Source organism: Desulfotomaculum copahuensis, assembly GCF_001655685.1.
Classification (GTDB): domain Bacteria; phylum Bacillota; class Desulfotomaculia; order Desulfotomaculales; family Desulfovirgulaceae; genus Desulfotomaculum_G; species Desulfotomaculum_G copahuensis.
The window spans coordinates 14,720-38,255 of sequence record NZ_LYVF01000069.1; the positions used below are offsets into that span (position 1 = coordinate 14,720).

The window sequence follows — 23,536 nt, forward strand, 5'->3', positions numbered from 1 at the left end:
CGGTTGGATTTTTAGAGAGGATAGAAAGGATGAACCCAGATAAAGAGGCTGAACAATAAGATCAGAACAAGATCAAAAGAGCGAAGGAAACCCTGGAAGCCTTGATTTTACTGGGATAAGGAAGCCCTTGTAACTTTTCACTAAAAAATGTTATACTATGAAAAAATAAATGGGAAGCGGGTGTATGGCCGTAAAAACACGCTTTTACTGCCAGGAATGCGGACATGTGTCCCCCCGCTGGCTGGGTCGCTGCCCGGACTGCGGGGCGTGGAATTCCCTGGTGGAAGAAAAGCTGTCCCCGGCGCCGAAGTCCGCGCCGGCGTCCGGCGGGACGCCGGTCCAACCGGTTACCGCCGTGCCCGGCGTCCGGGAGGAGCGTTTCCCCACCGGCCTGGCCGAACTGGACCGGGTGCTCGGGGGTGGTGTGGTACCGGCTTCCCTGGTGCTGCTGGGGGGCGATCCCGGTATCGGCAAGTCGACCCTGCTTTTGCAGATGGCGCATCTAATGAGCGCCGGGCAAAAACCAGTGCTTTATGTTTCCGGAGAGGAGTCGGTCTCCCAGGTGCGTATGCGCGCCGGCCGGTTGGGGGCGGGCAACCCGCTGCTTTACCTGCTGGCCGAAACGGATGTCGAGCGTATCGCCGCCTGTGTGGAATCCCTGCGGCCGGCGCTGGTGGTGGTGGATTCGATTCAAACCATCCACCGGGCGGATCTGGGTTCGGCACCCGGCAGTGTGGGCCAGGTGCGGGAGTGCGGCGCCCGGTTGATGCGTCTGGCCAAGGAAGGCGGAGCGGCCGTTTTTCTGGTCGGCCATGTAACCAAGGAAGGTCAGCTGGCCGGTCCGCGGGTGCTGGAGCACATGGTGGATACCGTGCTTTACTTTGAAGGGGAGAGGCATCAGTCATACCGCATCCTGCGCGCGGTAAAAAACCGCTTTGGTTCCACCAACGAGATTGGCGTCTTTGAAATGCAGCATTGCGGGCTGGTGGAAGTGCCCAATCCGTCCGCCCTGTTCACCATGCACCAGCGCACCGCACCGGTGGCCGGGGCGGCGGTGGTGAGCGCCCTGGAGGGCACCCGCCCCCTGCTGGTGGAAATCCAGGCGCTGGTGTCGCCCACCGGTTTCGGCATGCCCAGGCGCATGGCCGCCGGGGTGGATTACAACCGGGTGGCCCTGATTATGGCCGTGCTGGAAAAGCGGGTCGGCCTGCATCTGGGCAGCCACGACGCCTATGTCAGCGCAGTGGGCGGGGTGCGTCTGGACGAACCGGCGGCGGATCTGGGGGTTGCCCTGGCTCTCGCTTCCAGTTTTCGCGACCGGCCGGTGGCCGAAGGTACGGTGGTGGCCGGCGAAATCGGCTTGACCGGCGAAATCCGGCCGGTATCCGGGGTGGACAGGCGGGTGCAGGAAGCGTCGCGGATGGGTTTTAAACAATGCATTTTACCCCGGGGCAACCTGGTTCAGATAAACGGCAGCGGCTCACTGAAGATTGCCGGGGTGGAGACCCTGGCGCAGGCTGTCGAACTGGCTTTAAGCCGGTGAGGGGTGAATTTTTTGAAAGAGGAAGATAAATTGCTAAAAGTGTTGCGTACAGTCGCCCCCGGTACCCCTTTGCGGGAGGGGCTGGAAAACATTTTGCGGGCCAAAACCGGCGGTCTGATTGTCATCGGCGACAGCCCGGAGATAACCGATCTGGCTGAGGGCGGGTTTGCTGTCAACGCCGAGTTTTCTCCGGCCAACCTTTATGAACTGGCCAAAATGGACGGGGCGATCATATTAAGTGCCGATGCCCGGCGCATACTGGCCGCCAATACTCAGCTCATTCCCAACCTGAGCATTCCATCCAGCGAAACGGGCATCCGGCACCGGACGGCCGAACGGGTGGCCAGGCAGACCGGCGCCCTGGTGATCTCCATCTCCCAGCGGCGCAGTGTGATCACCCTTTATAAAGGCACGATCAAGTATGTCCTGCGCGATGCCGGAGTAATTCTGGCCAAGGCCAACCAGGCCATCCAGACCCTGGAGAAATACCGTTTGGCCCTGGACCGGGTGGTGACCGGCCTTTCCATGCTGGAATTTGAAGAGGTGGTAACTCTTTTTGATGTCACCAGGGCCATTCAGCGGGTGGAAATGGTGCTGCGCGTGGTAGAGGAAATCGAGAAGTATATCAGTGAACTGGGTGTGGAGGGGCGTTTGATCACCATGCAGATGGAGGAACTGGTGGCCAATGTGGATCACGAGGGACTGCTGGTGATCCGTGATTACGTCACGACAACGGACAAACCGCCGCAGGCCGTGCTGAACATGATCAGCAGCTGGCCGGCCGAGGACCTGCTGGACCTCTCCCTGATCGCCCGTGCGCTCGGCTATCCCGGCAGCGCCAGTGTACTGGACCAGGGTGTTTCACCACGGGGGTACCGAGTGCTGGATAAAATCCCCCGCTTGCCGCTGCCGGTGATTGAAAACCTGGTCAAAGAGTTCGGTTCGTTGAAAAGGATTCTGGAAGCCAGTATTCACGAGCTGGACGAGGTGGAAGGCATTGGCGAGGTGCGTGCCCGCTCCATCAAAGAAGGCCTGGCCCGCTACCGGGAGCAGCTGGTTCAGGAAAGGCACGGCTAAAGGGCGCGGTTCAACCGCGCCGGTTTTTCCGGTACTCTTTTCAAACCGCCAATTATCTGAAAAAATGATGTTGACAGCCTAATGACACTATGCTAAAATAATATGTTATTTGACAGGGCAGCGCCGATGTGCTATAATTTATGCAGGAAGATTTTTTAAGGGGGTCCGGCGTTGTTTAAAATTGGTGATCGAGTCGTGTACCCCATGCACGGGGCGGGCGTAATCGAGGCCATTGAGGAAAAAGAAGTGCTGGGAGAAAAGAAACAATACTACATCCTGCGTCTTCCCGTAGGCGACATGAAAGTGATGATCCCCATCGACAACTGCCAGGAAATCGGCCTGCGGGAGGTGATTGACGGGGCGGGCGTGCAAAAGGTAATGGGCATTTTAAAGCAGAAGAGCTCCAGTATGTCCACCAATTGGAACCGGCGCTACCGGGCCAATCTGGAAAAAATAAGGAGCGGTGATATCTACGAAGTGGCCGAGGTGGTCCGGAACTTGATCAAGCGGGACAAGGAAAAGAGCCTTTCCTCCGGGGAAAGAAAAATGCTGGATAACGCGCGTCAGATACTGATCAGTGAACTGGCCCTGGCCACCGAGTTGGAGGAAGATAAAGCCCAATCCCTGGTCGACAGCGCCGTTGGATAGGACACGTCAGTTTTATCTGACGTGTTTTTTGTTTCAGCAGGTAAGATTCGCCATTTTTTTGTTGAACTGGTTGTACTTTAGCGCCTATAATATAATTGGTACTGTAAATAATATCAGGTAAGGAGGTGAGAAAATGGTCAAGCGGATTATTTTTTTTGTTTTGCTCGTTATTTTTGCCGCAGCGGGGTTTTACGCCGGGCTTTACGTGCTGGGGTTGGGTGTGATTCCCTTTCCGGCCGGCCTGCCCGAATTAAAATTCGGCCTGCTTGGTTTGGGTACGCTGGTGGGCCTGGTCCTGGGGCTCTTGCTGGCTCCCTGGATTATCAGCGGCGCGCTGCGGTTGATCGCCCTGCTGGAGATGTACCTGCAAAAGACCCCCACCCAGGATCTGGTAATGGGTTCGGTGGGGCTGATCATTGGACTTATAATTGCCAATTTATTGGGCTCAATTCTATACTTCCTGGGGCCGCTGGGCCGGTTGATCTGGATTTTGGGCACCGTATTGCTGGGCTACCTGGGCATGAGCATCGCGGTGAAAAAACGGGAGGAGCTGTTGGGCCTGTTCAGCAATTGGCCCCGTTTCGGCAAGGATAAAGCGGCCCGGGGTGAGGCCCGCCACACCAACCTGAAACTGCTGGACACCAGTGTGATCATCGACGGACGCATCGCCGATTTGTGTGAAAGCGGCTTTATCGAGGGGGTGCTGGTGGCGCCGAACTTTGTGCTGGAAGAGCTGCGGCACATCGCCGACTCTCCCGATGTATTAAAGCGCAACCGCGGACGGCGCGGCCTGGACATATTGAATAAAATGCGCAAGGAATCGCCGGTCAAGATACAAGTGCTGGACAATGTCCGCGGCCTGGAAGACATCGCCGAAGTGGACTCCAAGCTGGTCAAACTGGCCCAGCGTCTGGGGGCGAAGATATTGACCAATGATTTCAACCTGAACAAGGTGGCCGAACTGCACGGCGTCAAGGTGCTGAACATCAATGAGCTGGCCAACGCCATCAAACCAGTGGTGCTGCCCGGGGAGGAAATGACGGTCCAGGTGGTCAAAGACGGCAAGGAAATGGGACAAGGCGTGGCTTATTTGGACGACGGCACCATGATTGTGGTGGACGGCGGCAAGCGCTACATGGGCCAGACCGTCAGCGTGCTGGTGACCAGCGTGTTGCAGACCGCCGCCGGGCGCATGATATTTGCCAAACCTAAAACAGCGGAGCGTCAGTCCGGCAATGCCCGGTACAACGGGGTGAATGTGATTGGCTGATGTTTATGCCGTGGTGGTGGCGGCCGGCCGAAGCACCCGTATGGGGGCGGGGGTGGATAAGCAGCTGCTGCCCCTGGCCGGCCGGCCGGTGCTCTGGCATACCCTGCGCGTTTTTGAAGAGGCCGCGGTGGTGGCCGGTTATGTGCTGGTGGTGCCGGCGGGCCGGGAGGATGATTACAGCCGGCTGGTGCCGGGCGAGTGGCGTTTTGGCAAACTAGCGGCCGTCGTGGCGGGCGGCGGGCAGCGACAGGAGTCGGTGTGGCGCGGTCTTATGGCCGTGCCCCCGGATACCGCGGTGGTGCTGGTGCATGACGGTGCGCGGCCCCTGGTCGCGGCAGCGGATGTAAAGGCGGTGGTGAATGAGGCCCGGCAGTGGGGGGCGGCCACTCTGGCCGTGCCGGTCAAGGATACGGTTAAAGAGGCTGATCAGCGCGGTTTCGTGGTCCGTACACCGCCCCGGGAAGCTCTCTGGTTGACCCAGACTCCCCAAGGCTTTGCCTATGCACTTTTGATGCAGGCACACCGGGAGGCGCGGGAAAAAGGTTTTTCGGCCACCGACGACGCCGCCCTGGTGGAGGCGCTGGGGCGCCCGGTGCGGCTGGTGCAAGGCTCCTACCGGAACATCAAGATTACCACGCCCGGGGATCTGGCCGTGGCCGAAGCGCTATTTCACGGACAGGCCGCGGCCGGCCGGGAGGCGGAGCGGGGCGGCGGGTTTTAACCCGGCGCCCCGTTAGTGCTGACAGTACAGTTAATGGTTTTTACACCGGCTTAATAGCGCCCGCTCGTCCAGGCTGAATACCGGCCGTAGCGTTCAAAAAATCATGGTCGTCCGGGCGTAAATTATGAGGTTAACGGGAGGGGATGTCTTGCGTACCGGGTTTGGTTATGACGTGCATCGCCTGGTAGAAGGGAGGCCCCTGATCCTGGGGGGCGTTAACGTGCCTTATTTCCGCGGCCTGGCCGGCCACTCCGACGCCGATGTGCTGGTGCACGCCGTGATGGACGCCCTTTTGGGCGCCGCCGGGGCGGGGGACATCGGCCGCCACTTTCCTGACTCGGATCCCCGTTATGCCGGCATCTCAAGCCTGCTGCTGCTGGAGAAGACGGCACACATCCTGGCGGAGCGGGGGTTTAAGGTGCACAACATCGACGCGGTGGTGGTGGCCCAGGCACCCAAACTGGCCCCTTACATACCTGAAATGGAAACAAATATGACCCGCGTGCTGGGCCTGGATCCCGGCCGGGTCAACGTCAAGGCCACCACCACTGAAGGCCTTGGTTTCACCGGCGCCGGGGAGGGAATAGCCGCCCATGCCGTGGCCAGTTTGGAGGGTTTTGACCGTGGCAAAAGTCGGCAGTTTCAAAACCATCATCCTTTCGGCAAAAATTAGGCAGCGCTTTAAACGGTAATTCCAACCGCTCAACCAGTTTGTTAAAGCAGTTGACTTGCCTGTAGGGCCTATAACCCACTGTTGCAGGGACACTGATGCCCGAATGCACTTCCTAAACTTTTTCAGTTGGAATTCGCCTTTTAAGGGTTGCTATTTGCATATTTTTGGTATTGATAAATTGATCAATTTTCCGGAGACGGCTGCCCCTGGTTTTTCTACCACTGGGCGGACTATCTTCGGATTATTTTTTAACTGATGATAAAATTATGATCAGGTAGTTATGGAAAAACAAGGGGGTTTGTTTTGAGTGGCCGTAAACAAGGAAGTTGCCGCCAGCTATCGTCCTTACTGGGACGGGGAACTGGAAACCATGCCCCGGGCCGTACTCGGGGAATACCAGCTCAAACTGCTCAAGGAAACCGTCAACCTGGCCTATCACCGTTCTCCCTATTACCGGCAGAGTTTCGCAAAGGTCGGTCTTTCCCCGGATGATATACATACTAAAATTAAAAAGTTTTCAGGGGCGGATATGATAAACCCTTGCCGCGGGTCGAACGGCAAGGGATTTTTTGTTGAGAAGGGATGGCGGTCGTTCAGCTTCAAGGCTGGTGAGGACGTGGAGAATACGTTTTTATGCCTGGAGAAAGGCTGGTGGCTAATTTCAGGTGTCGCAACCAATTTACTTGAAAATCACTGGCAGGATTTGCATAAACAGCGGGGACGGGATAAAATAGCTGGTGAAGGTTTTTGGGGGAGAGGCAATATGTTCAAAATCTTGAAGCGGACTTTACTGCTGGTTGTTGTCGCTTGTATATTATTGATGCTCGTTTTTATCGAACGGGAACAGCCGGTGGTGCGCTCGCTGCCCGTTCTGGTGAAGTCACGGGTGGAGGATCGCGGCGGGACCTGGGTACCGCCGGCACAAATCCCCGTCCCACTGCAAAAGGCCGTTATAGCCACTGAAGATCGCAGTTTTTACACCAACCTGGGGGTTAGCTTTGAAGGCATCGCCCGTTCCGTACTGGTGGATTTGCTCAGCGGCAGCTTCCAGGAGGGGGGAAGCACCATCACCCAGGAACTGGCCCGGAATCAGCTGCTCACGCCGGAAAAAACCATTTCCCGCAAGTTGAAGGAAATGGTGCTGGCGCTGATGATCACCAGGGATTTTTCCAAACAGGATATTTTAAATATGTACTTGAACAGCGTTTATTTCGGTCACGGGGCTTACGGGGCTGACGCCGCCGCCCGGACATATTTCGGCCGGCCGGTGTCCGCGCTCAGCTTCGCCCAGTGCACGCTGCTGGCCGGACTGCCCCAGGCGCCCAGTTATTTTGACCCCTTGAAGAATTATCAGGCCGCCCGGGAGCGCCAGGGACAGGTGCTCCAGTCGATGGTCCAGGCGGGGGATCTGGATCAGTCCGGGGCGGGGAAGATCTGGCGTGCGCCGCTAAATTTACGCCGCTAACAACGGCGGCGGCATTGCGGGTTGCCGTCCGCCAGCCGGCCCAAACCTGAGCGCCGGCGCTCTTTCGGTGCCCGGCGCGTTTTACCGCCCCGGAAGAATTTAAGCGGGCGGCATGTACGCGACTATACCCGCCGTTCCGTGCCGGGGGAGGGAAGAACGGCCGGCTTGCGGACGGGGGCGGTGGGACCGTGCGGCGGGCCGGCGGCATGTTTTTTCAGGCGTGCCAGGTCAACCCGCGGTTCCTGCACCGGAAGCCTCCCGGGAGGTTTATGCCGGGCCGGAGGCGGTGTCTCCGGTTGCAAATGAAAAGTAGCGAACCGTTCGATTAATGCATAGGCTTCGCCGCGGGTGAGCGGGCTGCTCGCCTTTTCCGGCCGGAAGCGGTCCGGCTCCCAAAAACCGCGGCGCGACAAGAATTGAAAAGCCGTTTCCGGAGGCAGTTTATAATCCCTGAGCGCGCAGAAGAGCGCCGCGGCCAGGGGCGCGGTCAACGGTTTGCCGGTGTTTTCCGGTAATAGCGCCAATGCTGCGGATGCCGGTATTTTCAAGGCCATGGCTGCAGTCACTTCTTTTAAGTCGGAAATGAACTGACCCGTAGTCATGACTTCATTCAGATGGTAATTATTATCATAGCCTCCCGCGGCCAACCCCCAGCGCCTCATAAAACAAAGCCCGGCGGCATACCGCTCGCGGGACGGGGCGGTATGAAAGGGATGAATGTCCATGCCCTGACTGTTCAGCCTGTGTTGCAGCTCCTTGATCAGCCGGGGGGATTTGCTCAGGGCCGGGAAGTCAAGCCTTTTTTCAATACTCAAGGCGGCGGCCGCACCGGCCGCCTGGCCGCCGGCCATGCCCACCGGGATCACCCGGGCGCTTCCCGCGGCCAGGGAATCGAAACTGGCCGACCGTCCGGTGACCAGCAGGTTGTCCACTCCACGGGGTACCAGGCAGCGGAAGGGGATGGCGTACTGCACCGGCCGGCCGATGATGTTACCGGGTTCCGCCGGTCCGGACGGCTGAATGTCCACCGGATAAGAGCCGAAAGCAATGCGGTCGGGGAAGTCGCGGTTGTCGAGCACGTCGTTGATTGTCAGCCGGTAAAGACCGATTATGTGCCTCGACTCCCGGGTGTACAGTTCCGGCGCCGTTCCCGCCAACCGGGTGTGCCCCAGTCCGGGAATGTTTTGGCGCATATAGGCAATTATCCGCGGCAGTTCCCGGACGGCCAGCAGGCGCGCGGCCGCGCGGCTTTGCTCCGCCAGCGGGTTTACGCCGTAGAGCTCCAGGGCGTTGACCAGCACGCTGCCATCCTTTTGCCGGCCCAGGTTCAGGCCGGTCATGGCCAGAGCGGTGGGGTCGGTGGAATGGTAGTGCTCCATGATGCGGTTGAATCCCCACACCGTTACGGCGCTGGAACCGGTCGGGTCGTTGGGATCCTGCCGGTATTTTGCCGCCAGGCGCAAAAGGAGCCAGTCCGCGTTGCTGATACCCTTGAGTTTGAAAATTAATGTGGAGGCCATCAGGCGGTGCGGGTGGCCACAGTCGCTCTGGCCGAAAGTGAAAGGCACTTTTGCCGCGGCTGCCAGATCCGCATCCTGGGTGGCGTCGATGAACCGCCGGGCACTCACGGTAATCGTTTTCCCCGCCGGCAGGGTCACATTAACCGCTGTGATCCGGGTTTTATTTCCCTCCGTTTTCAGTTCCGGGGTGATGTTTTTTACTTCGGTCAGTACATCCAGGTTCTTTTCCTTGTTTACCGTTTCATTAAAAAAATTGATTGCCGTATCCACATCAAAAGAATCTCCGCCCATAGCCCGGTAAAACTCGAGAAAGAAGCCCTGGTTCAGGATTTGTCCGCGGGGGTTGTAATTCATGTCAATGCCGTTCAACCAGCCTTCGGTCATCAGACCGCCCAGGGCGGGCCGGCTGTCCAGCAGCAGGGTGTGCAGGCCGTTGCGGGCGCCGGAAACGGCCGCCGCAATACCTTCCGGATCACCGCCGGCCACCACCAGGTCGTATTGTCCGGCAATGGTGCTTTTTTTTAACGGAATCAACGGCGGTTCCTGACCATGGTGAAAAATGACGATCAGCGCGACAGCAATGGCAATAAGCATGAAACAACAGCCTGCCGCCAACCAGCGCTTATGCGGTTGCAATCCGGGGCGCAAATATTTCACCTCTTTGCAGGACCGGAAAAACGGTCTTCTTTTAGTGGGTGATTTTTCCCGGTTCATTGCCGGCTATTATATATTCGCTTTGTTCTTTTTTACTCCTGCCGTGACAGTTGACGGATATTGCCGCAGGAAAAAAACCGGTTCTGGAAGAACCGGCTGTTCAGGCGGGGGCTTGAATTAAAATAATCCTTTCAGCTTTGAAAACAAGTTATAGATCCGTTGCTGTATCCCGGCGGCCCAGTTATTACCGCCGCCCTGATTGTTCAACGGCGGTGTATTGGCCGGCGGTGTCACCGGTTCCGGATAAATGCCCGGGTAAAGACTGCGGAAGTGGATCACCGGCTGTCCGGCCAGCGCGGTGGAGACCACCTGGCGGAAAATACCGGCCGGGTGCATGCCGCCGTTTTGATCGCTCATATCCTGCGGTTGATCACAGCCGATCCAGACCACGCCGGCCAGTTGGGGGGTAAAGCCGCAAAACCATAAGTCCCGGCCGTGTTCGGCGGTGCCTGTTTTACCGGCCACCGGCCGGCCGTTGACCCGGGCGTTGACACCCGTGCCGTTCAGAACACCGGTTTCCAGCATCGAGGTGAGAGCGGCGGCCGTATAGAGTTTCATGGCCGGGTGCGTTTCCGGTTTGGCCTGATAAAGCATGGAACCGTCCTGTCCAGTTACTTTTCTGATCACAAACGGCTTTACATATGTTCCACCGTTGGCCACCGCACCGTAGGCACCGGCCATTTCCAGCAGCGACACCCCCTTGTACAGGCCGCCCAGGGCCATGCTCAAACCTTCTTTGACCGGGTCCAGCGAGGTGATGCCGCTCTGCCGGGCGAATTGCACCGCCTGCGGTATGCCCACCCGGTCAAGCAGCTTTACCGCCACCACGTTCCGGGAGAGGGACAGGGCGGTGCGCAGGGTGACCGGTCCCAGATACCTGTTGTCGTCATCCCGCGGTGCATAGCGGCCGAAGCTTACCGGGCTGTCATTTACGATCGAATCCGGGGTCAGACCTTCGTATTCAATGGCCGGCCCGTAAGCGACAAACGGTTTGATGGCGGAACCGGGCTGCCGGTAGGTTTGACAGGCCCGGTTGAGCACCTGGCGGCCGGTGTATTCCCGCCCGCCGACCATGGCCCGGACGGCGCCGCTCCGTGGGTCCAGAAAAACAGCCGCCCCTTCCGGTTGAAGAATGCCGCCGGCGTCCCGTACCGAGGCCGGGAAATTGGCCGGATCGGCGAAAGCCGCCTGCAGCGCCTGCTGCGTCATTGGATCGAGTGTGGTGTACACCTTCAAGCCGCCCCGGTAAACGTTGTCTTCGCCGAACCGGGCAACCAGGCGGCCGGTTACGTAATCCACAAACCAGGGATATTCCCGGCCGGTTTCCGGCGGCGGGTTGAGGCCGGTTTCAGCTGCCGCCGCTTGCCGGTACTGCTGTGCGTTAATCAGTTTATAGGCCAGCATTTTGCCCAGAATCTCGTTCCGCCGCTGTTTGGCCGCGGCAGGATGATTGACCGGCGAGTAGGCCGACGGCGCCTGGGGCAGGCCGGCCAGCAGGGCCGCTTCGGGCAGGGTGAGGCGGCCGACGTCTTTATTGAAGTAGGTTTTGGCCGCCGCTCCGATGCCGTAGGCGCCGTCCCCCAGGTAGATCTTGTTCAGATACATCTCCAGGATCTCATCTTTTGAATAGCGGTGGTTCAGCTCAAAGCCGAGCAGGACTTCCTGTATTTTTCTTTTTATTGTACGCTCGGGAGTGAGAAAAGCGTCCTTGGCCAGTTGCTGGGTGATCGTGCTGGCCCCCTGGCTCAGGCTCAAGGTGGTCAGGTCATGCCAGGCGGCCCGGGCCAGGGAGCGCAGGTCGATGCCCCGGTTCTGATAAAAGCGGATATCCTCGGCGGCCAAAAATGCGTTCCTGACCATTGGCGGTATCTGGTCAAGTTTGACCGGGATCACCTTTTTGTTCCCCAGTTGGGCGACCAATCTGTCATTGGCGTCGTAAACCGTTACCGGTTCCACCGGCCGCAGGGAGGCCGGATTGATGGCGGGCAGATCCCGCAGACTGATATACATGAGCCATGCACCGCTTAAAAAGCAGACGATCAGGATAACCGCAAGGAAAAGCAGGAATAGTTTGGCCGGTTTTAATTTCCTTCTTTTCGGCATGTCAGATTCACCCCGCGAACAATAAAAAGGTAAGATTCCCGGGCCCGGATGCTTATGCTCCGGCAGCGGCGCATTTAAAAGCAGCTTGTACTAGGAGTGTATATATTTCCCTTTCAATTTAGAACAAGCCTTTTGCCATATGCACCACGATCCGGTGTTTTGCGGGGAATGACCGGCGGAACACGGGTGGCGTACGGCCGGGCGGAACCGGATTGAAGTTTGGCGGAGAACGGGGGTGGCCGGGTACGTGGCGGGATGCTCAGGGAAAGCGCCCCGCCGTCAAAGGGGAAGACGGCAGCGGGGCTTTGTAAAACAGGGCGGCGGTGTACCCGGCGGCCGGTTTGGGCAAATAAGCCAGGCGCTTCTTTGGGGCTGGAATGCGGGCATTCGATCACCCGTACGTAGCCTGCCGGTGGTGATGGAGGGGGATGCCGGCCGGGACTAGGCCGGCGCCTTGAAGTCAACCGAAACCGTCGAGCCCCGGGAAGCCGCGGCGCCTGGTGCGGGGCTTTGCTTTACCGCTATACCGCTGCCCGTCGCCTTGATTTTCAGCCCCAGCCCGGCCAGTATTGAGCCGGCTTTTTTTATTGTTAGACCGGTAAGATCGGGTAATTTTAAACGCCGGGATGCGGGGGCGATTTTTAAATCCACCACCGTGCCGGGTTTGGGCCGGCAACCGGAACCGGGCTGCTGTGCCGCGACGACGCCTGTTGATCCCGGCGCCCAGCACTGGAGCCCGTGTTCGCCCAGCCACCAGCGGGCGTCCGGTACGGGAAAACCGACCACATCAGGTATAGTGGTAGCGGAGGCGGCGTAAGAAGTGTTATTGCCCGCGGCGTTTCCAGGCGGCGGTTGTTCCACCGGCACATTCCAGTAGCGCAGTATTTTCCCCGCCAGGTCGCTGAAAACAGGGGCCGCCACCGTGCCGCCGTAATATTGTTTGTGCGGCTCGTCAACCATCACCAAAACGGCCACCCGGGGGTTGTCAGCCGGAGCGAAGCCGATAAATGAGCTGATGAATTTGCCCGGCAGGTAGCCGCCGGGACCGGGGATTTGAGCCGTACCGGTTTTGCCGGCCACACTGTAGCCGTTTACAGCCGCGTTTTGCCCCGTTCCCTTCTGCACTACCTTTTCCATCAACCCGGTTATTTCGCGGGCCAGCTCCGGAGAAATGACCTGCCGCTCAACCTGCGGCTGAATGGTATGGATTATCTTTCCGGAAGCGTCTTCGATCGCCCTGACCACGTGCGGTTTAAGCAGTTTGCCGCCATTGGCGATGGCGCAGGCTGCTGTCAGGAGTTGGACCGGCGTTACCGAGATGGACTGGCCGAAGGACATTTCGGCCAGGTTCAGGGGAGTGACATTTTTTTCCGGGATGATCACCCCCGGTTCGTCGCCGGGCAGATCAATGCCGGTGGGTGCGCCGAAGCCGAAGGCATGAATGTATTTGTACAGGTTTTGCGCACCCACCTGTTGCGCCACCTGGGAAAACACCACGTTCAAGGAATCGGCCAGCCCTTTGGCGAAGGTGACCGGCCCGAAGTCTTTACGCTCCGCGTCTCTGATCGTTCTCCCCTGTATCTTAATATAACCGGGATCGTTAAAATAATCGCCGGGTTGCACCGCGCCGCCGCCCAGTGCCGCCGCTGTGACAAACAATTTGAACACAGAGCCCGGTTCATAGGTAAAAAAGGTGGCCGGGTTTTCCGCCCAGACGGAGGAAGGATAAGCCTGCCAGCGGGCCGGATCGAATCCCGGTGTGCTGCCCATAGCCAGCACACCGCCCGTATCGGGGTTCATGACCAGAATCAGCGCCTGTTTGGGCTGATAGGCGGAAACAATCTTTTGCAATTCCCGCTCCACGTAAAACTGGATGGTTTCATCCAGGGACAGCACCAGTTGTTCCCCCGGCCTGACGGGAGTGATGATCCTGCTGTCCGGGAGAAGTTCTTGTCCCGTGGCATCAATCTGAAAGGTCATTTCCCCCGGTGTTCCCGCCAGTTCACGGTTGTAGCTTTTCTCCACTCCTTCCAGCCCCTGGTTGTCGTTGCCTGTAAAACCAAGCAGGGAGGCGGCCAGATCTCCCTGGGGATAGGCGCGCCGGCTGGAGTCGACCAGTCCGATACCCGTCAGGTGCATCCGGCGTATTTCCTCGCCGGTGTTATAATCGACATGATACTTGAGCCAGCAAAAATTTTTTTTGTCACCAAGTTCCTTGATTAAATCACTGGTTTTGATTTTCAACAGCGGAGCGATTTTTCCGGCTACAGTCGCCGGATCTTTAATCAGGACGGGGTTGGCATAAACTGTATAACAGGGTACGCTGGTCACCAGCAGTTGATGATTGCGGTCGTAAATATTACCCCGCTGCGGCTGCAATGTCACGCTCCGGGTTTGAATTTGTTCCGCCTCCCGACGCAGTTCGCCGCCCCAGACGATTTGCACCCAGAAAAGGCGTAAAATTAACAACAAGAAAAGAAATACCGCGAGCAGCGTTAAAAGACAAAGCCGTTTGGGTACCGGGTTGACGCGCAACACCTGGAAGAGCCCCCCGCTGGAAAATTTTCGCTCCCGGTCACACGTAATTGAGCGGATTGACCGAAATCATATGTCCGGAAGAGTCAAAGCCGGTGATTACACTGAAGTGCAAATGCGGTCCGGTGGCGAATCCATCCGCCCCTACGGCGGCAATTTGCTGGCCGGCCGAAACGTGTTCGCCCGGATGAACCAGAATTTCGTTGGCGTACATGTGTCCGTATACGGAAAACAGGTGTGCCGAATGTTCAATCACAATCCAGTGGCCGAATCCCTCCGCCGGTCCGGCGAATAATACGACGCCGCTGTTGGCCGCCACGATCGGTGTGCCGTCCGGAGCGGCAATATCAATGCCGTCGTGGAATTCGCGAAAGCCCATAATCGAACGCCAGCCGTATCCGGAAGAGATTACATGCGAAGCAGGCACCGGCCACACCCAACCGCCGGACGGCGCCGGTGCGCCGGAGGCGCCGCCGCCGTATTGTTGCTGCAGGGCCATGATTTGAGCGGCCATGTACTGCATGGCCCGGGTTTCCGCATCCAGTTCGCTCTTTTCATGGTTTTCCTGCTGCTGCAGGGAGGCCAGCAGCAGCCGCTTTTGCTTTTGTTCGGCCAGTTGCCCCGCTTGCAACTGTTTGAGACCGGCCAATTCATTTTGAGCCATGCTTTGTTCGTTGACCAGCGACTGATTTTCCGCCGTCAGGGTGGCCTGAATGCGGGCAAGGTTTTTAACTACATTGTTGTCAAAGGCCAGGATCTGCTTTACATATTGAAACCGGGTGAGAAAATCAAAAAAATTTTGGGCGCCCAGCAAAACATTCAAGTATGAAGCCGGGCCGTTTTGATAGGTGCGGACCAGTATTTGATCGAGCAGCTGTTGTTTTTGCCGCCTTTGCCGGCTGGTAGCCTGAATGTCGGCCTGCTCTTTCAAGATCGCCTGTTTGAGACCAGCCAGTTTTGCCTCTCCGGAGGATATCTCCCGCGCCTGATTGCCCAGGTCGTGATCGATCAGGGCCAGCTGTTGTCTGATAACGGCTGATTTGGATTGCAGCGCCTTTATGGTAGCCGTTGTTTGTTCCTTTTGTTGGGAAGCGGACTGGTACTGTTTTCTGGCTGAAGAAATCCTTTGCAGCAAGGTGGTCAAAAAACCAGCCTGCGACACGGCCGGCTGTCCAAGCACCAGCAGGATGCACATTGCTGCCGCCAGCCAGTAAACAAAAGATCTTCTTGGCATAGCTGGCATATCCCTCCATCTAAATTAAGCTGGAAGATCTCTTCGCCAAATTGAATCAATATCCTGCATGCAGCGACAAATATGGGGCGCTGTTTTAATATTGTAATAGTATTTCTATACTTTTGTAACAATATCGCATTAAGATTAAGGCAACCGGGAGCGGGATATAATTTCCGGTACCGTGCTCCCCGCCGGCCGTCCCGGCACGCACGGTTACGTCAAAGTGGTTTTTTGCTGCAATCACCGGTAACCGCTTCGCCCACTTCCTTTTCACCCCCGCCGGAAAGTTTGCCGGCGGGGATTTGTATTGAACGTTTTCCCCATGAATTCGATCCGGTTTATTTTCAGTCACCCGGTGCTAATTCTTTTTATGCGGGGTGAAGCGGATGAAAATCAGGTCCGGGAAACGAAAATTGAAACCGGCCGGATTGTTCAAACTGCTGTTTTTATTGACTGTGTCCGGATGTTTGCTAACCGGCATTTGGATTGTCTATATCAGCGCGCGGGATCTGCCCGTTATAAATACGGCTGCCTTGCGCCCGTTCACGCCCACTGCCGTATACGACGCCAATGGGCGGTTGGTTGCCCGGTTGGGCGACAAAAAAGTGATTCCGGTCAGTTATGCCCAGTTGTCGCCGGTGGTCAAGAACACTTTTTTGGCTGCTGAAGACATTCGCTTTTATCAAAACCGGGGCATCGACCTGCGTTCCATTGCCCGGTCCGCCTGGCACGATCTGATTACGCTGAGCCCGAGCCAGGGGGCCAGCACGATCACCGAGCAATTGGCCAAGGACGTCTTTCTTACTCCCGACCGCACCATCAAAAGGAAGGTACAGGAGATTATGCTCGGCTTTGAGCTGACCCACCGCTATTCCAAGGACGAAATTCTGGAAATGTACCTGAACAAGATCTATCTGGGTGACGGCGTCTACGGCATCGGGGCTGCCGCCAGGGCGTATTTCAATAAGGACGTGAATCAACTCACCCTGCCCGAAGCGGCCCTGCTGGCCGGCCTGCCCCAGGCGCCGTCGGCCTACTCGCCGGTCAGCCATCCCGCCGCGGCCAAACAGCGGCGGGATGAGATTCTGGGCAAAATGCTGGCCTATAAACTGATTACCAAACAACAATACCAGCAGGCGGTGGCGGCAAAGATCCAGTTAAACCAGCCGCCTGAAAGCGGGAAAGCATATCCCTACTTTATTGACTATGTAACCAGCCGTTTGGTCCGGCGGTTCGGGGAAGATACCGTTTACCGGGGCGGCTTGAAGGTGTACACCACACTCGATCCAATGACGCAGCAGGCGCTGCAGGCGGCTTTCGCCGATCCGGCCAATTTCCCGGCCTCGGTACGGGACGCCGGCGGTATTCTGCAGCCGGAAGGGGCGGCTGTTTTTTTGGATCCGCGGACCGGCGCCATCCAGGCCATGGCAGGCGGCCGGCAATATACCCCGGGTGGTTTGAACCGTGCCGTCCAGTCCTACCGGCAGCCCGGTTCTGCGATCAAGCCGTTTGTCGCGTACGGGCCGGCCATCGAGTATGACGGGATGACCCCGGATTCCATTGTGAACGACAGTCCGGTGCGTTTTGGCAGTTATGCACCGCAGAACTACGACCACGTTTACCTGGGACCGGTCACCCTGCGCACGGCGTTGGCCCAGTCAATAAATGTGTGTGCGGTGAGATTGCTTGCCCGGGTGGGTATTCCGGAAGCAGTGCGCTTTGCCCGCGGGGTGGGCATAACTTCACTGGATCCGGGCAAGGAAGGTCTGAGCATGGCTTTGGGCGGATTGTACAAAGGGGTGACCCCGCTGGAGATGGCCGGTGCATACGGCGCTGTGGCCAATAGCGGCTTGTACATTAAGCCCCACGTCATCAATGAAGTTACCGGACCGGACGGTTCCGTACTCTACAAGTCAAAAATTGATATTGACCAGGCCATGCAGCCTTACACGGCCGCCGCCCTTACTTCCATGATGGAAACGGGCGTACAGGAAGGCACCAGCGTCAGCGCCCAGGTGTATGGCCGGCCGGTGGCCGGGAAGACAGGTACGGCCGAACACGGCCGGGATTTGTGGTTTTGCGGCTTTACACCCCAATTGGCGGGGGTGGTCTGGATTGGCTGCGATCAGCCGCAGAACATGCCCGGCCAGTTCGGCGGGATGCATCCGGCCGGGATCTTCCGCCAGGTAATCACCGCCGCTTTGGCCGGACAGACGGTGATTCATTTCCGTTCCCTCTATCCGGACATTTACCCGGTGCCGGCGGCGCCATCCGGGAATAATGCACCGCCGGCGGACAATGCCGGAACGGGCGGCGGCCGGTTCCCGCCGGGGAGTGCTTCCGGGCCAAAAACCGCACCGGGAAACAACTCCCCACTCGCTGCTAATGGTAATATGCTGTCGTCCGGAAACGGGCAAAAAGGGAAGGGGGTGCCACCAGGCAATCTGCTTCCGGGGAATTCTCCGGAGCCGGTTAAAATTTTGCCGTCACCGGATAAGCCCGGTAAGGTTGCCCCACCGGGGTCTTTGCCGGCACGGGAAAAATTCCGGCATCAATTGCGCCGGGAAATGAAAAAAGGGATCCACATCGTTTTCGGGGGTGAAAGATGATCGAAAACAGTATATGGAAAAAAAGACTGGATGTCTTTTGGTATATAATCGTCGTTGCTTTCGCTATTTTATGTTTTCATCTGGTGGAGCTGATGCTCTTGCAAAGCGGACGCTACCGCACGCTGGCCAGGCAGAATTACATGCGCATGATCCCCATCCTGGCGCCGCGCGGATGCATTTACGACCGTAACGGACTTGAACTGGTGGGCAACAAGGCAGCTTTCAACATTGATCTTTTTTATACCGACATGCAGAACAAAGACAAGGAGATTGCGTACATCAGCAGCCTGCTGGGAATCAGTACGGTTCAGATTCAGGATGCAATCCAAAAATATAAAGATGCCGGCCAGCTGTACCTGCCCATCCCCCTGGTACAGGATGCGGATCAGGCCACCGTGACCAAGGTGGAAGAAAACAAGATGAGCCTGCCCGGAGTATACGTGGATGCAGTCCCGCAGCGCAACTACCCTTACGGCGGCCTGCTGGCCCAGACGCTGGGCTATGTACAGCAGATCACCCCCCGGGAGTTGGCCGCCCACAAGGATGACGGCTACCAGATGAACTCGTTTTATGGACAGACCGGACTGGAAAACGAATATGAAAGCTACCTGCGCGGGCAGGACGGGGCGCGGGAAATCGCCGTGGACTCCCTGGGCCGGCCCATTCACGATCAGGGCGTGAAACCGCCGGTGCCCGGCGACAACCTGCAGTTGACCATCTCGAAAAAACTCCAGCAAACTGCGGAACAATCCCTGATCAACGCCGTTCAGCAGGCCCGGGCCGGCGGACGCACCGATTCCATGGGCGGCGCGGCCGTGGTGGAAGACGTGCATACGGGGCAGGTTCTGGCCATGGCCAGCGTACCCACCTTCAATCCGGGCGATTTCGTCAAAGGCCTGTCATCCCGGGAAGCACAGCAAATCTTCAACGGACCGGCCCACCCCTTTTTAAACCGGGCGCTGGCCGCCTTTGCCCCCGGCTCGACCTTTAAAATGGTGGTGGCTACGGCGGCGTTGGAAGCAAAAGTGATTACGCCGGGCACGTTACTCTTTGACCCGGGTTACTACCAGCTTGGCAACCACATATTCCATAACTGGTATGCTCCCGGTTTTGGCTGGTTGAATGTGGAGAAAGCCATCCAGGTTTCCTGCGACACTTTCTTCTGGAAGGTGGGCGCCATGCTTGGATGGCAGCCGATCGCCCACTGGGCGGCGGAATACGGCCTGGGAGAAAAAACGGGCATCGACCTGCCCGGAGAAATGGCCGGCACACTGCCCACACCACAGTATAAAAAGAACATGGTGGAAGGCTTTTTGGACGCTGTGAACAACAACCGGATTAAAGCAGTTGAAGAAAAATACAACCAGCTAATCAACAAGACGGCCGGCAAGGCACAAAAAGCGGAATTGGCCAGGGAACGCGACAGCGCGGTTGGCAAGCTGAAAGAACAAATTTATGCCAGGCACGGCTGGGACATCAACTGGCACCGCTATGACACCATCAACATGTCCATCGGTCAGGGCTACAATATGTACACTCCCTTGCAACTGGCCGGCTATGTCTCCACCATCGCCAACGGGGGTACGCTGTACCGTCCCTATCTGGTGCAAAAGATAACTTCACCGGACGGTCAGACGGTGAAAACATTTCAACCACGGGTAATTCGCCGCCTGCCGGTATCCACTCAAACCATGGATACGATTCGCAAGGGTATGTCCCTGGTTACCCGGGGAAACGGCACCGGAGCAGCCGCCTTTGCCGGGTTCTCCGTGCCGGTGGCCGGCAAGACCGGTACCGCCCAGGTGGCCGGTCATAATAACAATGCCCTGTTTGTCTGCTATGCCCCGGCGAACCACCCGCAAGTGGCTGTGTCGGTAATCGTGGAACATGGCTGGGAAGGAGCGGTGGCGGCGGCGCCGGTGGCCCGGGACATTCTGGCGGCATATTTTAAGGTTAAGTAGATTCCCGCCGGCTGTAATAAAAAATTAACAAGGCTGCCTTAAATTCGTAAAAAAAGAGGTTTATTCTGGATTTAAAATTTAAAACGACAGGAGGAGTAAAAATGCTTAACTGGAAGCGCTCTTTGCTGTTTACTGCTCTGGCCGCTTTTGTGGCCGGCATAATGTTCACGGGCGGCTGGGCACTGGCCGGCCGGCCGGGGTTGAATGGCGGCCGGAATCCGCTGGCGCCTCAAATTGCCGACGCCGCCCCGATCGGGACCAATGCGGTGGCGGACATCGCCAGCCAGGCCGGTCCGGCGGTGGTAAAGATTGACACAGTGCTGGTAAGTAACAGCGCTAACAACAACCCGTTCTTCAATGATCCGTTTTTTCAGCAGTTTTTCGGCGGCCTGCCGTTCCAGGTGCAGCCACAGGTGGAGCACGGCATCGGGTCGGGGTTTATTATTTCCAAAGACGGTTACATTTTGACCAACGATCACGTTATTAACGGCGCGCAAAAGATTACCGTGACCATTCAAGGGCAACCCAAGCCGCTGCCGGCAAAAGTGGTGGGAGCGGACTACGCTCTGGATCTGGCCGTGTTGAAAGTAAACGCCGGCCAACCGCTGCCCACATTGACTTTGGGCAATTCGGACAACATGCGGACCGGGGACTGGGTAGTGGCCATCGGCAACCCCTACGGGCTGGATCATACCGTGACAGTGGGCGTGATCAGCGCCAAGGGCCGTCCGATCAACATCGGCAACCGTGATTACAAGAACCTGCTGCAAACAGATGCTTCGATTAACCCGGGCAACAGCGGCGGCCCGTTGCTCAACATGGACGGCCAGGTAATCGGGATCAATACCGCCGTAGCGGAGCAGGCGCAGGGCATTGGCTTCGCCATTCCCACCAGCACGGTGCAGCAGGTGTTGAATCAGCTGATGAAAGGGGAAACGGTGGCTCAGCAATAACCCGGAAGGAAGAGCCCGGCCGTTAAGCCGGCCGTCACCGCCGGATGTATTTCGCACAAGCCGGGGCGATAAAGCAGCCGCGCGGCCGAAGTAATGGCGTTGGGCCGGATGTGGGGTGTGGAGCCGGAATTTTTAGCGCATGAAATGTGGATATTTCTTCGGCAGTTCAGGCAGCAACGGTTTTTTGGTGCGCCGGCGCTTAATGGCAGTTTATGACTGGACAGGCACTAAAAAACGTGTTATTATTTTAAATAGTTGATAATCAAATAAATGAGCGGAATGAGTACACTTTCCCGAGGGGAAGTGTTTAAAAGGGAAGCCGGTGTAAATCCGGCGCGGTCCCGCCACTGTAAGGGGGAACCGCTTCACATGATGTCACTGGGCGTCGCGCGATGCTGCGCGCCGGCCCCGGGAAGGCGTGAGGCGGTGATGACCTTGAGCCAGGAGACCTGCTCGTTCCGGCACCGCAGGAACCTACGGATGATAGGGGAGGTGTTTTTATGCCCGGATGGCTGTTGTTTTCTCCAGGCTGATAAAACCCTTTGCAGGTTGCTGTGAAGGGTTTTTAATTTTCCCGGCCGGGCATTTTACCGGTTGCGGGACAAAAATCAGTTCATGGGGAGGTAAATTATGCATATTGAAGATGGAATTTTGCCGCCCAAGGCCTGGGGCATGTGGTACGGCATTACGGCACTGTTTATCATTCCTGGTTTGAAGGAGATCAAAAGGCGGGTACGGGAGAACCTGGCCTACAAGCCTTTCCTTTCCATGGTCGGGGTGGCTGTGTTTGTTATTTCGGCCATGCATTTACCGGTGCCGGTGACCGGTTCCTGTTCCCACCCCTGCGGCACACCGCTTGCCGCCATTATTGTCGGTCCTTTTGCCACGGCGGTGATTTCCGCCATTGTGCTGTTTTTCCAGGCACTCTTTCTGGGGCACGGCGGGATCACCACCATCGGCGCCAATGATTTTTCCATGGGTATTGTCGGCGGCATTTCCGGTTACCTCTGCTGGAAGGCGTTGCGGGCGGTAAAGGGACCGATCTGGCTGGCTGCCGGAGTGGCCGGTTTTGTCGGCGATGTGGCCACCTACCTGACCAGTGCCTTTGAGCTGGCCCTCAGCCTGCACGGTCATGTTCCTCTGGTTAAGCAATGGATGATCTTTTTCCTCGGCTACGGCCCCACCCAGTTGCCGCTGGCCATTGCCGAAGCCGTTTTCACTGCCGCCGTGCTGCAGGTGATGGTCAACCGTCGGCCGGATTTGTTGCCGGGCGTGGCGCCGGCCGGCAAATCGTGAAACGGGGGAGTTGAAAACATGGCAGAACAAAAAACGGAATGGTTCGATCCTTTCACCCGGTATATGTTAATCACCATGTTTGTTTTACTGGCTTTGATCTTCGGCGCGGCCAAGTACATGGACATGCACAAAATGGAAGGTGGCGGCACCGATGATACGGTTAACGCCATGGCTTCGCAGGTGGTCCATCATCAGTCCCACCCGTTCATCGATCTGCCGGGCGATGCCCAGGTGGGCGCCTTTTCAGTGGCCAATTTTTTTGCCGGACTGATTGTCGGGCACAACTGGCGTAAGCTTTTTGAATTGAAAGATGAAACGGAAGAAAAGAAAACAGAGGGCGCCTATGGAATTGGCAACAGTAAGTGAATCGGACCGGAAGGAATCGTTTTTTCAGTGTCTGGACGGCCGGGTGAAAACCTGCCTGTTGCTGGCGGCTGTATTTATCGCGGTGATGTTGCGGCACTGGTACCTGGTGGCGGGTATTTGGCTCGCCACCCTGCTTCTTTTTGCCGGCCTGGGATTACCCTGGTCGAAACTTTTGCGCCGGTTGACCATTCCCTTCGGAGTGGCCTGGCTGGTATTGCTGAACCTGCTCTTCACCCAGGGGCATACGGTAATCGGTCAGGTTAATTTGCATTTCTGGACGCTGCCCGTTTACTGGGAAGGGCTGGCAATGGGATTTCTAATCATGCTGCGCATTATGGCCGCCGTTTCTCTGGCCGCTCTGCTCTCTTTTACCACGCCCATGCCGGAAATTCTGGCCACGCTGCGCATATTGAAAATACCCGGATTAATGATTGATCTGGCCGAAATGATTTACCGCTATATTTTATTGCTGGAAGAAACGGCCGTCACCATGCGCCACGCCCAGTTGAGCCGGGGCGGCGAGGGGATGCCCTGGTACAGGCAGGCCCGGGACGTGGGAACCATCGCCGGCAATGTGCTGGTCAAGGCACTGGACCGCAGCGTGCGCATATACAAAGCAATGTTGTCGCGGGGGTATGACGAAAATGCCATTTTACCGCCTTACTTCACCGGGAAGATTCCGTTCCGGGATCTGGCGTGCGGAGCGGCGGGCGGACTGGTTTTACTGGCGGTGCTGGCGGGGGATTTTCTTTTTCATTAACGAACGTGATTTTTTAACGCAACCTAAAAATGAAAAAGGTGGTGGCCGTACCTCGTCGCTCCATGCTCCGGTCCGGCGAAAAAAGTTT

At 57.4% G+C, this 23,536-nt stretch carries 17 protein-coding genes and 1 riboswitch; of the genes, 13 read left to right on the forward strand and 4 right to left on the reverse strand.

Annotated elements, in window-relative coordinates; genetic code table 11:
- The first annotated feature begins 184 nt into the window (after positions 1-184).
- From radA to A6M21_RS05770, 7 genes are all read left to right on the forward strand, one after another.
- Entirely contained in the window at positions 185-1,543 is a 1,359-nt protein-coding gene (radA, locus tag A6M21_RS05740) for a DNA repair protein RadA (protein WP_066666925.1), read from the forward strand.
- Positions 1,544-1,555: 12 nt separating this feature from the next.
- Complete coding sequence (gene disA, locus A6M21_RS05745) at positions 1,556-2,620, forward strand: DNA integrity scanning diadenylate cyclase DisA (protein WP_078060437.1); 1,065 nt, start codon at positions 1,556-1,558, stop codon at positions 2,618-2,620.
- 171 nt (positions 2,621-2,791) lie between these two features.
- Positions 2,792-3,268: a CarD family transcriptional regulator gene (locus A6M21_RS05750; protein ID WP_066666927.1), complete on the forward strand. Its 477-nt coding sequence runs from the start codon at positions 2,792-2,794 to the stop codon at positions 3,266-3,268.
- Between the two features lie 133 nt (positions 3,269-3,401).
- The gene (locus tag A6M21_RS05755) at positions 3,402-4,538 is read left to right on the forward strand and encodes a PIN/TRAM domain-containing protein (protein ID WP_066666928.1); all 1,137 of its coding nucleotides are present in this window, start codon (positions 3,402-3,404) and stop codon (positions 4,536-4,538) included.
- On the forward strand, positions 4,531-5,259 hold the full coding sequence (gene ispD, locus A6M21_RS05760) for a 2-C-methyl-D-erythritol 4-phosphate cytidylyltransferase (protein WP_066666929.1): 729 nt from the start codon (positions 4,531-4,533) through the stop codon (positions 5,257-5,259). The genes A6M21_RS05755 and ispD overlap by 8 nt, the downstream gene beginning before the upstream one ends.
- A gap of 148 nt (positions 5,260-5,407) precedes the next feature.
- Positions 5,408-5,932 carry a 2-C-methyl-D-erythritol 2,4-cyclodiphosphate synthase gene (gene ispF, locus A6M21_RS05765; RefSeq protein ID WP_066666930.1) on the forward strand — a complete coding sequence of 175 codons (525 nt, stop codon included), beginning with the start codon at positions 5,408-5,410 and terminating at the stop codon, positions 5,930-5,932.
- 307 nt (positions 5,933-6,239) lie between these two features.
- On the forward strand, positions 6,240-7,397 hold the full coding sequence (locus A6M21_RS05770) for a transglycosylase domain-containing protein (protein ID WP_066666931.1): 1,158 nt from the start codon (positions 6,240-6,242) through the stop codon (positions 7,395-7,397).
- Between the two features lie 122 nt (positions 7,398-7,519).
- Here A6M21_RS05770 and A6M21_RS05775 read toward each other — a convergent pair whose 3' ends face one another.
- The 4 genes from A6M21_RS05775 to A6M21_RS05795 form a co-directional block, all read right to left on the reverse strand.
- Entirely contained in the window at positions 7,520-9,511 is a 1,992-nt protein-coding gene (locus A6M21_RS05775) for an FAD-dependent oxidoreductase (protein WP_066666932.1), read from the reverse strand.
- Positions 9,512-9,748: 237 nt separating this feature from the next.
- Positions 9,749-11,734, reverse strand: a complete 1,986-nt coding sequence (locus A6M21_RS05785; RefSeq protein ID WP_066666934.1) for a transglycosylase domain-containing protein — start codon at positions 11,732-11,734, stop codon at positions 9,749-9,751.
- 441 nt (positions 11,735-12,175) lie between these two features.
- Complete coding sequence (locus A6M21_RS05790; RefSeq protein ID WP_066666935.1) at positions 12,176-14,272, reverse strand: PASTA domain-containing penicillin-binding protein; 2,097 nt, start codon at positions 14,270-14,272, stop codon at positions 12,176-12,178.
- Positions 14,273-14,309: 37 nt separating this feature from the next.
- Positions 14,310-15,503, reverse strand: coding sequence for a murein hydrolase activator EnvC family protein (locus A6M21_RS05795; RefSeq protein WP_161486014.1), 1,194 nt, complete (start codon positions 15,501-15,503; stop codon positions 14,310-14,312).
- Positions 15,504-15,889: 386 nt separating this feature from the next.
- On the opposite strand from A6M21_RS05795, the gene A6M21_RS05800 reads away from it, so the two are divergent.
- The 6 genes from A6M21_RS05800 (at position 15,890) to cbiQ (ending at position 23,448) form a co-directional block, all read left to right on the forward strand.
- Positions 15,890-18,112, forward strand: a complete 2,223-nt coding sequence (locus A6M21_RS05800) for a transglycosylase domain-containing protein (protein ID WP_066666937.1) — start codon at positions 15,890-15,892, stop codon at positions 18,110-18,112.
- Positions 18,109-20,073, forward strand: coding sequence for a penicillin-binding protein 2 (locus A6M21_RS05805; RefSeq protein ID WP_066666938.1), 1,965 nt, complete (start codon positions 18,109-18,111; stop codon positions 20,071-20,073). Before A6M21_RS05800 ends, A6M21_RS05805 begins: the two co-directional genes overlap by 4 nt.
- Before the next feature lie 101 nt (positions 20,074-20,174).
- Positions 20,175-21,026: a trypsin-like peptidase domain-containing protein gene (locus A6M21_RS05810; RefSeq protein ID WP_078060427.1), complete on the forward strand. Its 852-nt coding sequence runs from the start codon at positions 20,175-20,177 to the stop codon at positions 21,024-21,026.
- A gap of 264 nt (positions 21,027-21,290) precedes the next feature.
- Positions 21,291-21,497: riboswitch (cobalamin riboswitch) on the forward strand.
- Positions 21,498-21,656: 159 nt separating this feature from the next.
- Positions 21,657-22,322 carry an energy-coupling factor ABC transporter permease gene (locus tag A6M21_RS05815; RefSeq protein ID WP_066666939.1) on the forward strand — a complete coding sequence of 222 codons (666 nt, stop codon included), beginning with the start codon at positions 21,657-21,659 and terminating at the stop codon, positions 22,320-22,322.
- Between the two features lie 18 nt (positions 22,323-22,340).
- On the forward strand, positions 22,341-22,688 hold the full coding sequence (locus A6M21_RS05820) for a hypothetical protein (RefSeq protein WP_066666940.1): 348 nt from the start codon (positions 22,341-22,343) through the stop codon (positions 22,686-22,688).
- Positions 22,666-23,448, forward strand: a complete 783-nt coding sequence (gene cbiQ, locus A6M21_RS05825) for a cobalt ECF transporter T component CbiQ (RefSeq protein WP_066666941.1) — start codon at positions 22,666-22,668, stop codon at positions 23,446-23,448. The genes A6M21_RS05820 and cbiQ overlap by 23 nt, the downstream gene beginning before the upstream one ends.
- Positions 23,449-23,536 lie beyond the last annotated feature (88 nt).

Coding starts and splice junctions, on each gene's coding strand:
- radA (WP_066666925.1), top strand. CDS start 185: ATGGCCGTAAAAACACGCTTTTACTGCCAGGAATGCGGACATGTGTCC.
- A6M21_RS05755 (WP_066666928.1), top strand. CDS start 3,402: ATGGTCAAGCGGATTATTTTTTTTGTTTTGCTCGTTATTTTTGCCGCA.
- A6M21_RS05775 (WP_066666932.1), bottom strand. CDS start 9,511: ATGCTTATTGCCATTGCTGTCGCGCTGATCGTCATTTTTCACCATGGT.
- A6M21_RS05785 (WP_066666934.1), bottom strand. CDS start 11,734: ATGCCGAAAAGAAGGAAATTAAAACCGGCCAAACTATTCCTGCTTTTC.
- A6M21_RS05795 (WP_161486014.1), bottom strand. CDS start 15,503: ATGCCAAGAAGATCTTTTGTTTACTGGCTGGCGGCAGCAATGTGCATC.
- A6M21_RS05800 (WP_066666937.1), top strand. CDS start 15,890: ATGAAAATCAGGTCCGGGAAACGAAAATTGAAACCGGCCGGATTGTTC.
- A6M21_RS05805 (WP_066666938.1), top strand. CDS start 18,109: ATGATCGAAAACAGTATATGGAAAAAAAGACTGGATGTCTTTTGGTAT.
- A6M21_RS05810 (WP_078060427.1), top strand. CDS start 20,175: ATGCTTAACTGGAAGCGCTCTTTGCTGTTTACTGCTCTGGCCGCTTTT.
- A6M21_RS05815 (WP_066666939.1), top strand. CDS start 21,657: ATGCATATTGAAGATGGAATTTTGCCGCCCAAGGCCTGGGGCATGTGG.
- A6M21_RS05820 (WP_066666940.1), top strand. CDS start 22,341: ATGGCAGAACAAAAAACGGAATGGTTCGATCCTTTCACCCGGTATATG.
- cbiQ (WP_066666941.1), top strand. CDS start 22,666: ATGGAATTGGCAACAGTAAGTGAATCGGACCGGAAGGAATCGTTTTTT.